General features: G+C 70.9%; 13 protein-coding genes. 5 read left to right on the top strand and 8 right to left on the bottom strand.

Translation table 11 applies throughout. From position 1 onward, the window contains the following. Positions 1-8: 8 nt before the first annotated feature. Both ACFY9V_RS15685 and ACFY9V_RS15680 read right to left on the bottom strand, forming a co-directional pair. On the bottom strand, positions 9-743 hold the full coding sequence (locus ACFY9V_RS15685) for an AAA family ATPase (protein WP_391161606.1): 735 nt from the start codon (positions 741-743) through the stop codon (positions 9-11). Then, a complete protein-coding gene (locus tag ACFY9V_RS15680; protein ID WP_391161604.1) occupies positions 740-1708 on the bottom strand; it encodes a pyridoxal-phosphate dependent enzyme in 969 nt (322 codons plus the stop codon). The genes ACFY9V_RS15685 and ACFY9V_RS15680 overlap by 4 nt, the downstream gene beginning before the upstream one ends. Before the next feature lie 127 nt (positions 1709-1835). Here ACFY9V_RS15680 and ACFY9V_RS15675 point away from each other — a divergent pair, with 127 nt between their 5' ends. Then, a complete protein-coding gene (locus ACFY9V_RS15675) occupies positions 1836-2753 on the top strand; it encodes a MurR/RpiR family transcriptional regulator (protein WP_355347285.1) in 918 nt (305 codons plus the stop codon). Between the two features lie 498 nt (positions 2754-3251). On the opposite strand, the gene ACFY9V_RS15670 is transcribed toward ACFY9V_RS15675, so the two are convergent. Next, complete coding sequence (locus tag ACFY9V_RS15670; protein WP_391161602.1) at positions 3252-5276, bottom strand: N-acetylmuramoyl-L-alanine amidase; 2025 nt, start codon at positions 5274-5276, stop codon at positions 3252-3254. 241 nt (positions 5277-5517) lie between these two features. Between ACFY9V_RS15670 and ACFY9V_RS15665 the strand changes: the two genes are divergently transcribed. Together ACFY9V_RS15665 and trxA are read left to right on the top strand one after the other, a co-directional pair. Beyond that, positions 5518-5946 (top strand): MerR family transcriptional regulator, encoded by a 429-nt coding sequence (locus tag ACFY9V_RS15665; protein ID WP_391161600.1) that lies wholly within the window; start codon positions 5518-5520, stop codon positions 5944-5946. Further along, positions 5943-6278: a thioredoxin gene (trxA, locus tag ACFY9V_RS15660; protein WP_355347276.1), complete on the top strand. Its 336-nt coding sequence runs from the start codon at positions 5943-5945 to the stop codon at positions 6276-6278. Before ACFY9V_RS15665 ends, trxA begins: the two co-directional genes overlap by 4 nt. Positions 6279-6526: 248 nt before the next feature. Here the strand turns inward: trxA and sodN are convergent, their stop codons facing one another. Next, entirely contained in the window at positions 6527-6922 is a 396-nt protein-coding gene (gene sodN / locus ACFY9V_RS15655) for a superoxide dismutase, Ni (RefSeq protein ID WP_355347273.1), read from the bottom strand. A 140-nt stretch (positions 6923-7062) separates the two neighbouring features. Between sodN and sodX the strand changes: the two genes are divergently transcribed. Beyond that, positions 7063-7488, top strand: a complete 426-nt coding sequence (gene sodX, locus ACFY9V_RS15650) for a nickel-type superoxide dismutase maturation protease (protein WP_355347270.1) — start codon at positions 7063-7065, stop codon at positions 7486-7488. On the opposite strand, the gene ACFY9V_RS15645 is transcribed toward sodX, so the two are convergent. After that, complete coding sequence (locus ACFY9V_RS15645; protein ID WP_355347268.1) at positions 7392-8024, bottom strand: CGNR zinc finger domain-containing protein; 633 nt, start codon at positions 8022-8024, stop codon at positions 7392-7394. The genes sodX and ACFY9V_RS15645 overlap by 97 nt on opposite strands. Positions 8025-8102: 78 nt before the next feature. Between ACFY9V_RS15645 and ACFY9V_RS15640 the strand changes: the two genes are divergently transcribed. Then, positions 8103-8861, top strand: coding sequence for a methyltransferase domain-containing protein (locus ACFY9V_RS15640; RefSeq protein ID WP_391161598.1), 759 nt, complete (start codon positions 8103-8105; stop codon positions 8859-8861). An 86-nt stretch (positions 8862-8947) separates the two neighbouring features. Here the strand turns inward: ACFY9V_RS15640 and ACFY9V_RS15635 are convergent, their stop codons facing one another. The 3 genes from ACFY9V_RS15635 to ACFY9V_RS15625 form a co-directional block, all read right to left on the bottom strand. Further along, positions 8948-9715: an amino acid ABC transporter ATP-binding protein gene (locus ACFY9V_RS15635; protein ID WP_355347265.1), complete on the bottom strand. Its 768-nt coding sequence runs from the start codon at positions 9713-9715 to the stop codon at positions 8948-8950. After that, positions 9715-10623: an amino acid ABC transporter permease gene (locus tag ACFY9V_RS15630; RefSeq protein ID WP_355347404.1), complete on the bottom strand. Its 909-nt coding sequence runs from the start codon at positions 10621-10623 to the stop codon at positions 9715-9717. The genes ACFY9V_RS15635 and ACFY9V_RS15630 overlap by 1 nt, the downstream gene beginning before the upstream one ends. Before the next feature lie 94 nt (positions 10624-10717). Then, positions 10718-11689, bottom strand: a complete 972-nt coding sequence (locus tag ACFY9V_RS15625; protein WP_355347262.1) for an ABC transporter substrate-binding protein — start codon at positions 11687-11689, stop codon at positions 10718-10720. Positions 11690-11843: the final 154 nt, after the last annotated feature.

The following is an 11843-nucleotide window of genomic DNA, read 5'->3' as shown; positions in this document are numbered from 1 at the left end:
CCACCAGGTTACGGCTCGATGATGTGACGCAGGTAAGCGCGGGGGTCGGCCAGATAGCGACGCCAGTGGTCGACGATCGCCAGGTCCTCCCAGGCCGTCTCGCGCACACCGCGCTCGCCCACCTCCAGGATGGCCGCGTCGGGGGTCGCGGTGAGCAGCGGGGAGTGGGTGGCGCAGATGATCTGCGCGCCGGAGCGGCCCAGCTCGTGCATGAGGCCCACCAGGTGCAGACAGGCCGTGAACGACAGCGCGGACTCCGGCTCGTCCAGCACGTACAGGCCCACCGGGTGGCTGAAGCGCTCCCGGAAGGCGAGCAGGAAGCCCTCGCCGTGGCTCATGGACTCCACCGGCAGGAATTCGCGGCCGAGCGCGTCCATCGCGGTCTCGGCGCGCAGGAAGAAGCCGCGGCGGCCGGTACGCGGCCCGCCGAGCATCCGGCCGCCCGCCGCCGTGGTGTCGAAGCGGATGCGCTCGCCGAGCGGGGAGCGGGGGCGGTCCGAGACGTAGCGGTAGCCCGCCCGGCCGCCGTGCGGGTCCAGGCCGAAGCCCTCGGCGATGGCCTCGACCAGCGTGGACTTGCCCGAGCCGTTCTCACCGACCAGGAAGGTGACGGGCGCGGTGAAGCGCAGCCCGTCGCGCAGCAGCCCGGCGACGGCCGGGACCGACCACGGCCAGCGGTCCCTGCGGAACTCGTCGTCGCCCTCGGCGGCGGGGAGGTGGGCGTACGCCCTCTCGATGATCATCCGGTCCCTCCGGGGTCGGTGCCCGTGATCACCGCGGCCACCCGGGTGCCCGGCGGGAAGACGCCCTCCTCGGCCAGGGAGTGGACGCCGTGCAGCATCTTCGCCACGTAGACCGGCTCGGGGCGCAGTCCGTGCCGGGCGGCGAAGTCGGCGGCGAAGGCGTCGAGTTCGGGGGTGGTACGGGCGTAGCCGCCGTGGTGGAAGCGGTCGTCGAGGCGCCACCGGCCGCGTCGGCCGCCGAACGCCTCCTCCTGGAGCCGCAGCACCTCGGCGGCCAGGAAGCCGCCGCCGCGCAGGACGGGGAAGCCGATCGCCTCCGCCCGGCCGAGCCCGGCCGCGAGCCCGGCCGCGAGCCCGGCCGCGAGCCCGGCCAGGGTGCCGCCGGTGCCGACGGCGACCGCCACCACGTCGGCCTCGCCGTCCAGCTCGCGCCCCAGCTCGGCGGCGCCGACGGCCGCCAGCGCGTTGCTGCCGCCCTCGGGCAGCACATAGGCGGGCCCGAACCGGTCGGTGAGCGCGGCCAGCGTCTCGGGCTCGGCCTTGCGGCGGTACGTGGCCCGGTCGACGAATTCCAGCCGCATCCCGTCGGCCGCGGCCCGTGCCAGCGAGGGGTTGAGCGGCCGGTCGGCCAGTTCGTCGCCGCGCACGACGCCGACGGTGCGGAAACCGAGCAGGCGACCGGCCGCCGCCGTCGCCCGCAGGTGGTTGGAGTAGGCGCCGCCGAAGGTGAGCAGCGTGGTGTGCCCGGCCTCGGCCGCCGCGGCCAGATTCAGCCGCAGCTTGCGGTATTTGTTGCCCGGCAGGTCGGGGTGGATCAGGTCGTCCCGCTTGAGCGCGAGCCGCACCCCGAGGGCGGCCAGGCGCTCGTCCGCCACCTCGACGAGCGGCGACGGCAGCCGGGCGTCCAGCGGGTCGGCGGCACCGGAGCCGGCGGATTCCGGGGCGGCGGGCGGCGGAAGGGTCACGCCGACATTGTCACCCGGACGTGTGACATTCGCCGGGGGCGGCCGGGTGCCGCGACGATCCCCTGGCGGCACAAGAGAATCCTCCCGGCAGGTCCCACGCGGAGGATTCACGGTGCATTCTTTCCCCGTGCACGAAAAAGTCCCGGGACGACCGGCCACCAGAGCAGCCAGCGTCACTGCGGCCAGTGACGCCGGTGACGCGCTCACCGCCACGGTGCGGGGGCTGCTGCCCTCGCTCACCCCGGCCGCCGCCAGGATCGCCTCGCTGATCGTGGAGGATCCGGCGCAGGTCGCGCGCAGCACGATCTCCGAGCTGAGCGCCCTGGCGGGCACCAGTGAGTCGTCGATCGTCCGCACCGCGCGGGCGCTGGGCTTCGCCGGGTACCCCGAGCTGCGGCTGGCGCTGGCCGCGTCCGCCGCCCGGCAGGCGCCGCGTTCCACGCTGACCTCCGGGATCACCGAGGACGACTCGCCCGCCGAAGTGATCGCCAAGCTCGTGCACACCGAGTCGCAGGCGGTGCTGGAGACCGCCACGCAGCTCGATCCCGAGCAGCTCGCGGGCGCCGTCAAGGCCGTCTGCGGCGGCGGGCAACTGCACATAGCCGGGGTCGGGGCGTCCGGTCTCGTCGCCCAGGACCTCCAGCAGAAGCTCGCGCGTATCGGGCGGCCCTGTCACGCCCACGGCGACTCCCAGTCGGCGCTCACCAGCGCCGTGCTCCTGGGGGCGGGGGACGTCTTCCTCGCCGTCTCGCACTCCGGCGAGAGCCGTGACGTCCTCGCGCCGCTGCGGCGCGCCGCCGCCGAGGGCGCCACGACCGTGGTGATCACCAACCACCCGCTGTCCACCGCCGCCCGGCTCGCCGATTTCATTCTCGTCTCGGCGGGCCGGGAGACGACGTTCCGTCCCGGCGCCATGGCCAGCCGCATCAGCCAACTGGTCGTCGTCGACTGCTTCTTCGTCTGTGTCGCCCAGCGCACCTTCGACACATCCAGCCGCGCCCTGCGCGTCACACACGCCGCCCTGGAGGGCGACCGCACCGGCTGACGCCGGTGGTGCCACCCGCCCCGCCGGGCCAGTCCGGTTGTCCCCGGACCACCCGCCGGTGGTGGGTTGCCCGCGCAGTTCCCCGCGCCCCTGACGGGGCGCACTGTCTTTCGTCCGGGGGGCGAGCCGATCCTTTGAGGGGCGCGGGGAACTGCGCGACAAGCCACGGCGCTTCCGCAGGTCACCGCCCGCCCCGGCGGGGCAGTTCGGTTGTCCCCGGACCACCGGCCGGTGGGGGCTGGCCGCGCAGTTCCCCGCGCCCCTGGCGGGGCGCACTGTCTTTCGTCCGGGGGGCGAGCCGATCTTTTGAGGGGCGCGGGGAACTGCGCGACAGGCCACGGCGCTTCCGCAGGTCACCGCCCGCCCCGGCGGGGCAGTTCGGTGGTGGCCGGGCCACCGGCCGGTGGGGGCTGGTGGCGCAGTTCTCCGCGCGCCGGAAGAAGCCGGCCTGCCCGGGCGGGGAACGGCGCGCTCGGACATGGCGGGCTGCAAGCCAAGCTAGTGGGCCGGGATGACGTCGACGTCGGCCGCGTTCACGAAGGCGACGCGGTGGTTGTAGACGATCTCGTACACCTTGGTCGTGCCGACGAAATCGTGCTGGTCGTAGGGGGCGGAGCCGTCGTAGTAGATGGCGAAGTAGGAGTCGGTGTACTCGGCGGGGCCGGCGGAGACGTAGGACTGGCCTGCCGGGATGGTGTATTTGGCGCGGGCGAGCTGGGCGCGGGGGGCGACGCCGCCCTCGAAGGCCACGAAGTCCGCCGGGTAGACGGAGGCTTCGGGGTAGGCCGTGGTGTAGACGGGGATCGAGGTCTTCCCGGCCTTGGGGACGATGCGGGACGCCTTCACCGGGACGGTGGCCGGGTGTTGCGCGGAGTCCTGGAGCCACGCCTCGGTGCCGCCCCACCAGATCGCGGTCCAGCCGGGCCTGCGCTCGGCGACGACGTACTGCTCACCGGCCGGTGCCTTGTCGCCCCAGTCGTTCATCGCGGTGGTGCCCGCGCTGCCGTCCGGGTGCAGATACGGGTCGGCGACCAGCGGCGCGCTCGTGCTGGGCGCGGTGTGGAGCGGTACGAAGCTCGACGGCACGTCGGTGGATGTCACCGGGCAGTCGAAGGCGCGGTACGGGCCGGGGAACTGCTTGTAGCCCTGCACGTCGTCGCAGTACGTGGTGGTCTGCTTGTTGCGCGCGTAGCCCGGCTTGATGGCGACGACGGCGCTGCCCGGCTTGGCGGTCGCGCGGATCGGCGCGCCGAGCAGGTCGAAGAAGTGCTCCCAGTCCCAGCCGGGTCCGGGGTCCCAGTGCTGGGTGGCGACGCCGCTCTCGGTGCCGCCGGGGATGTTGTCGTGGCCGAGGATGTGCGCGCGGTCCAGCGGGATGTCGTACTTCGCCGCGAGGTAGCGCACGAGCCGGGCGGTGGAGCGGTACAGGTTCTCGCTGTACCAGCTCGCGCCGTGCGTCGCCCAGCCCTCCTGCTCGATGCCGATCGAGTGCTGGTAGAAGGAGCGGTTCGCGCTGTCCCACGCGATGTCCTTGGTGGGGATCATCTGCGTGACGTGGCCGTCCTGCGAGCGGACGACGTAGTGCGCGCCCGCCGCGTAGGTCGGGTCGCGGAAGAGGTCGAGCGTGCCGTCGTACGTCTCGTCGGTGCTGTGCAGCGTGATGTAGCGGACGTCGAGGTTGCCGTGGGGACGGTCGGCGAGGTCGTGGCTGCCGTAGTCCGCCAGGTCCGACGGGTCGAGCAGGGTGTACGCGCCGGGTATGAAGTCGCAGTTCAGCGACGTGGGGCACTCCGGCTTCCGAGAGCTCTTGGGCGGAGTGACCTCCTTCAGGCCCAGCTTGCGCACGTCGTCGCGGTTCGGGCGCAGGTGCCCGGTCGGCGCGAGGGTGATGTGCTGGCCGTCCTGCGTGGTGCGGGTCGCGCCGGCGCGCATCGTGTCCCACACGCCGTCGGCGAAGGTCTGCGCGACCTTGTTCTCGGTCGACTGGCTGTAGCGGGCGGCGGCGGCGTACCAGCCGTCGATGTCGCGCGGCAGCCTGCCGTGGCCGTAGCCCTTGGCGTACGAGGCGAGGAGCGCGGCGCCGCCGCGGATGTTCAGCGTCTCGTCGCTCTGCACGGCGGCGGTGTCGGTGCCGAGGAGTCCGGCCGCGACGGCGGCGGTGTGCTCGGCAGGGGCCTTCAACAGGTCGGCGTAGCGCGGCGACTGGGTGGTCAGGCCGTCCGCGTCGAGTTCCCCGGCGGTGAGGTTCGTCAGGTTCATCGGGCCGTATCCGGCCTCGGCGTTGGACTGCCCGGCGTGTGCCTCCCACCGGGTCTCGTAGAACGACACGGCTTCCAGTACGGGCAGCGGTACGCCGAACTCGTGGGCCGCCGCGGTGAATTCCGCCTGCCGGGCGGTCCGCGGGTCGTCCGCCGTGGCGGAGGTCGTGGTGACGGCGGTCACCGAGAGGCCGGCCAGCAGGGAGAGCGCGGCGGCCACGGTGAGGGTTCTGCGGCTGCGCGGTTGTCTGAGCGGGCGGTGCATCCGTGCTCCTCGCGTGTGCGTGGGTCTGCGTGGTGGGGCTGTCGTCCGGGGGTGTTCGGGGGCGTGTGCGGGGGTGTGCGGGACAAAACTGTCGGGGGTATGTCAAGAAACTGCTCCGCGCAGCCTGTCGAGACCGACTGGCAGTAAGCAACCACCTGGACGTAAATCTTGGAACTTTTTGCCAGCGCGGCCGGAAATCGTCCTGGCCTTGACGCGTACGTCAAGGTCTAACGTCGTCCGTATGCGCATCGGCGAACTCGCGGAACGGGCGGGCACCACCACCCGGACCCTCCGCTACTACGAGTCCCTGGGCCTGCTGCCGCCGGCCGACCGGTCGGGCAACGGGTACCGGTCGTACGACGAGGAGCATCTGCGGCTGCTGGAGCAGATCCGGGTGCTCCAGGACTTCGGCTTCGGCCTGGAGGAGACCCGGCCGTTCGTGGACTGCCTGCGCGCCGGGCACCCGGCGGGGGACACCTGCGCCGCCTCGCTGGAGGTCTACCGGCGCAAGCTCGCCGAGCTGGACGCGGTCGTCGACCGGCTCCAGGGGGTACGGGCCCAGGTCGCCGCCCAGCTCGCGCGCGCGGAGCTGGAGGCGGGGCCGGGCGGGGTGGGGAACGCCGCCGAGCCGATGTGCGAACTGTCCGTCAGTGAAAGGGATTCACCATGACCAGTACCGCCACATCCGTCCCCGCCGTCACCGACGCGACCTTCGCCGCCGAGGTGCTCGGCTCCGACCTGCCCGTCCTGGTCGACTTCACCGCCGACTGGTGCCCGCCGTGCCGGATGATCGCCCCGGTGCTGGCCGAGATCGCCGCCGAGGAGTCGCACCGGCTGCGGATCGTCCAGCTCGACGTCGACACCAACCCGGCGACCCAGGCCGCGTACGGCGTGATGTCGATGCCCACGCTGCTGCTGTTCCGCGCGGGCGAGCCGGTCAAGGTGCTGGTCGGCGCGCGCCCCAAGCGGCGGCTGCTCCAGGAGCTGGCCGACGTCCTGTGAGCGGGCGCCCCGAGACAAAAAGCCCCCGTCCGCCGGTACGGGGGACCTGACGGACGGGGACGTTCTGTGATCGTGCCGGTTTCCTCCGGCGCTACATAAGAGTGCGCCGGACGGCACGATGTGACAGCACATCGCTGTGGCGCACGCCACATTCTTGAATGATGACGGGGACTAGAAAAACGCCCGCGCTCGGCCGTATGGGTGACGGCCGGGCGCGGGCGGTTGACGCTCCGGGGTGAACCGGGGGGTCAGGCCTGCTTGGTCTCCCAGAAGATCTTGTCGATCTGGGCGATGTAGTCCAGGGCCTTCTGTCCGGTCGCCGGGTCGTTCGACGCCTTCGCCGCGCTGAGCGCCTTGAGGGTGTCGTTGACGAGCTGGTGCAGCTCCGGGTACTTCTCGAAGTGCGGGGGCTTGAAGTAGTCGCTCCAGAGCACCGAGACGTGGTGCTTGGCCAGCTCCGCGCGCTGCTCCTTGATCAGAACGGCACGGGTGCGGAAGTCCGCGTCCTCGTTGGCCTGGTACTTCTCCTGGACCGCCTTGACGGACTCGGCCTCGATGCGGGCCTGGGCAGGGTCGTATACGCCGCAGGGCAGGTCGCAGTGGGCGCTGACCTTGACCTTGGGCGCGAACAGGCGAGTGAACATGGCTGTCCTTCCTCGTGATCGTCTTTCCACGTGGGAGATTACTCCCTGGGAGAGTCGTTTTCTCGGGTGCCCCAGGTGGCTTAGGACAAAAGTCTGGTGCCACTCTGGGGTCGGTGGAGGAACGAACCAGGAGGCGCAGGATGCGGGAGCAGGGGGCCAGGCTGTCGTGGCAGTTGGTCGAGGTCACTGGTCCGTCGATGGCACCCACGCTGCTGCACGGGGACTGGCTGCTGATCCAGCGGATCGCCAGTGGCGCCGAGCAGGTGCGTGAGGGCGACGTGGTGGTGCTGCGGCACCCGTTGCAGCAGGACCTGCTGATCGTCAAGCGTGCCGTGGAGCGGCGCGAGGGCGGCTGGTGGGTGCTGGGCGACAACACGTTCGTCGAGAACGACAGCCGGGAGTTCGGCGCGGTGCCCGACGAGCTGGTCATGGCGCGTGCGCGGGGCCGGTTCCGGCCACCGGGCGAGGTTCAGCGGTCGGTGGCGGGGGCGGCCTCCTGGGCGGCGTCCTGCGTGCGGCTGCTGCGGCCCGACCGGTCGTTCTCCAGGCGCTTGCGAGCCCGGTAGGCCGCGACGTTGGCGCGGGTGGCGCACCGGTCGGAGCAGTAGCGCCGGGAGCGGTTGGTCGACGTGTCCACGTACGCGTTGCGGCACGGCGCGGCCTCGCAGATGCCGAGCCGGTCGACGCCGAGCGTGGTGAGCTGGACGGCCAGGCCCATGCAGGCGGTGGCCGAGTACGACGCGCCGGCGTTCGCCGCGTGGTCGGCGAGGTGCATGTGCCAGTCGGGGCGTCCCGTGGCGTCGTCCGGATAGTCGTGCCCGGAGATCTGCGGGCTGACCGGGAACTCCAGCATCAGCGCGTTGAGCAGGTCCACCGCCCGGACCTCGTCGCCCTCGTCGGCGGCCTCGAAGATCCCGCGCAGCCGGACGCGTACCGCCCGCAGCCGGGCCACATCGGCGTCGACCGCCCGCGCGGCGGCCTGCGTACCGGCGCCGATCAACTCCCGTACGGCCTCGACCGAGGTCAGCGCGTCCGTGCCGCGCTTGGGCTCCTCGGTGTTCACGAGGCGCACGGCGTATTCCGAGTAATAAGCCAGTTCCACTTGTGGTCCTTACTGGGGGCGGTCTAGTCTCGGTAATGGCTGAACGGGCTATCAGGGTATTACGAAACGGAGGCTGGTGTGGCTGTGGCGACGGAGGGTGTCTGGCAGGACTGGCAGCGGAGCTGGGACCGCCAGCAGGAGTGGTACATGCCCGACCGCGAGGAACGCTTTCGGGTGATGCTGGACATGGTCGAGGCACTGGTCGGCACCGCGCCCAGGGTGCTGGACCTCGCGTGCGGTACCGGAAGTATCACGGACCGGCTGCTCCGGAGGTTCCCGGCGGCCAGGAGCACCGGCGTCGACCTGGACCCCGCGCTGCTCGCCATCGCGGCCGGTTCCTTCGCCGGGGACGACAGGGTCACCCTCGTGACCGCCGACCTCAAGGACCCGCGCTGGACCGAGAAGCTGCCGCACGACTCGTACGACGCCGTGCTCACCGCGACCGCGCTGCACTGGCTGCACAGCGACGCGCTCCGGACGCTGTACGGGCAGCTCGCCGGACTCGTGCGCGAGGGCGGGGTCTTCCTCAACGCCGACCACATGCCGGACCCGGCGACCCCCGTCCTCAACGCGGCCGACCGCGCGCAGCGGCACGCCCGGATGGACCGGGCCAAGGCCGAGGGCGCCCTGGACTGGAGCCAGTGGTGGCAGCTCGCCGCCGCCGACCCGGTGCTCGCCGAGCCCACCGCCAGGCGGTTCGAGATCTACGGCGAGCACGCCGACGGCGACACCCCGCCGCTCGAATGGCACGCGCGCACACTGCGCGAGGCGGGCTTCTCCGAGGCCCGGGGCGTGTGGAGTTCGCCCAGCGACGCCCTCGTGCTCGGCCTCAAGTAGCCCTGATCGCGCGGGAGTTGACGCCGGGCGTACGACGGAGGGGGTACGGGCCCGAGGCCCGTACCCCCTTGTGGTCCCGCGTCGCGTCACAGTACCTTTGATAGAAAGGCCCTCGTGCGCTCGTGCTGCGGATTGCCCAGCACCTCCCGGGGATGACCCGACTCGACGACGACACCGTCGTCCATGAAGACCAGAGCGTCGCCCACCTCACGGGCGAACCCCATCTCGTGCGTGACCACGATCATCGTCATGCCGTCCTCGGCCAGCCCCCGCATCACGTCGAGGACGTCGCCGACCAGCTCCGGGTCGAGCGCCGACGTCGGCTCGTCGAACAGCATCAGCTTCGGCTCCATGGCCAGCGCCCGCGCGATGGCCACCCGCTGCTGCTGCCCGCCGGAGAGCTGCGACGGGTAGTTCGCCGCCTTGTCGCCGAGGCCGACCCGGTCGAGCAGCCGTACGGCGCGCTCCCGCGCCACCGCCTTGGGCTCGCGCTTGACCTGGACCGGACCCTCCATGACGTTCTCGATCGCCGTCATGTGCGGGAAGAGATTGAACCGCTGGAAGACCATCCCGATGTCCCGGCGCTTGGCCGCGACCTCGCGGTCCCGCAACTCGTGCAGCCGGTCGCCCTGCTGCCGGTAGCCGACCAGCTCGCCGTCGACCCACAGCCGCCCGGCGTTGATCTGTTCCAGGTGGTTGATGCACCGCAGGAAGGTGGACTTGCCGGAACCGGAGGGACCGATCAGACAGAACACCTCGCGGGGCGCGACCTCCAGGTCGATGCCCTTGAGAATGTGCGCGGCGCCGAACGACTTGTGGACGGCCTCCGACTTCACCATCGGCTGGACGCTCATCAGGCCACCTTCGGTCGGCGCAGGGTGGACAGGTTGGACATGACCTTCTGCCACGGTGTGAGCGGCAGACTCCGCAGCGAGCCACGCGCGTAACGCCGTTCCAGATAGAACTGGCCGACGCTGAACACGCTGGTCAGCACCAGGTACCAGACGGAGGCCACGAACAGCATCTCCATCACGGCGCCGGAGTCGGACCCGATGTCGGAGGTGGCGCGCAGCACTTCGGTGTACTGCACCACCGACACCAGCGAGGAGGTCTTCAGCATGTTGATGAACTCGTTGCCGGTCGGCGGGATGATCACGCGCATCGCCTGCGGCAGCACGATCCGCCGCATGGTCCTGCCGCCGGTCATGCCGAGCGCGTGCGCCGCCTCGGTCTGGCCCTCGTCCACCGACTGGATGCCGGCCCGCACGATCTCCGCCATGTACGCGCCCTCGTTGAGGCCGAGGCCCAGCAGGGCGGCCACGAAGGGGGTCATGACGGCGACGGTGTCGTTCTTGTAGATCGGCCCGAGGTTGATCACCGGGAAGATCAGCGACAGGTTGAACCACATCAGGAGCTGCACGTACACCGGGGTGCCCCGGAAGAACCAGATGTACAGCCAGGACACCGCCCCCGTCACCGGGTTCTTCGACAGCCGCATGACCGCGAAGAGCACGCCCAGCACCAGGCCGAGCGCCATCGAGCACACACTGATCAGGACGGTGTGCCACAGACCCTTGAGCACCTGCTGGTCGAAGACCTTGTCCCCGACCGTGCCCCAGATGACATCACCCTGCGAGAACGCGTAGACCAGCCACCCCAGCAGCACGACCACCACGACGGCGCTGACCCAGCGCCCGTAGTGCCGTACCGGGACCGCGCGGATGGCCTCGTACGGCGTGGCCGGCCGTGTGTCCTTCCGCAGCGGGTCCCGCGGCGCCCCGTTCCGGGGCGGGGCGTCCTGCGGCGGGGTGTCGCCCGACGGTTTCTCGAAGGGGGTCGGTGTGCCCGATGCCACGTCAGGAACCGCCGTTGATCGCGGCCGACGCGATGGCGCCGCTGCTCGCGTTCCACTTCTGCAGCACCTGCGCGTAGGTGCCGTCCGCGATGATCGCGTCCATGGCCGCCTTCAGCGCGTCCCTGAGCTGCGTGTTGTCCTTGCTGACCGCGATGCCGAACGGACCGGCGTCGGCGGGGGAGCCCGCGACCTCGAAGTCGTTGCCGTTGCCGGACTTCTGCGCGATGTACGCGGCCACCGGCGTGTCGTTGAGGTCGGCGACCGCGCCGCCCGCCTTCACCCGGGTCTGCGCCTCGGAGTCGGTGTCGAACTTCTGGATCGTCAGACCCTTGGAGCCGCACTCCTTCTTCTGGGCCTCGAACGCGTCGTCGTAGATCGTGCCGCGCTGGACGGCCACGGTCTGCCCGCACACGTCGGCCAGGGACTTGACGCCCTTCGGGTTGCCCTTCTTCACCAGCAGGGAGGAACCGGAGGTGTAGTAGTCGACGAAGTCGACGCCCTTGCCGATCTTCTTGCCCTTGTCGTCCAGACCGCCCTGGCGGGCCTTCGTGTCGCTCATAGCGGACATCACGATGTCCGAGCGGCCGGTGTAGATGGAGGTGATCAGGCCGTCGAACTTGCCGTTGGTGAACGTGAAGGTGACGCCGAGCTGCTTGGCCAGCGCGTCCGCGATGTCCGGGTCGATGCCGACGATCTTGCCGTTCTCGGTCTGCTCCATCGGCGCGTAGGAGGCGTCCGTGCCGACCTTGATCGTCTTGGAGTCCTGGTACTTCTGGGGGAGCTTCGAGAAGAGCGGGGCGACCGCCGAGGTCGCCGAGGACCCCGTCCCACTAGGGGTGACGGTGTTCGCGGGCTTGTCCTTCTTGGTCTGGTCGCCGCATCCGGTCAGTACCAGAGTGCCGGCGACCGCTATGGCGGCGACCGCGGTGAGACGAGTGAGAGCGGCCGAACGCCGGGTCGTACATGCGGTCATCGCTGTGTCCTCCTGCGGAAGTGAGGGGGTCGTGCAGTGGACATGGCACACGCCATCGAGTACCGCCACCGTGTGTGATCTGTGCATCTTGCCATCCGGACACCCCCGGGCAGGGTTCCCGTTGTGTCAAAATCGGATAACGGGCGATCCCCGG

This window comes from Streptomyces sp. NPDC008317 (assembly GCF_042955955.1).
Lineage (GTDB): Bacteria > Actinomycetota > Actinomycetes > Streptomycetales > Streptomycetaceae > Actinacidiphila.
The sequence above is the reverse complement of the archived record's forward strand: the minus strand, read 5'-3'. Positions and strand labels throughout refer to the sequence as shown.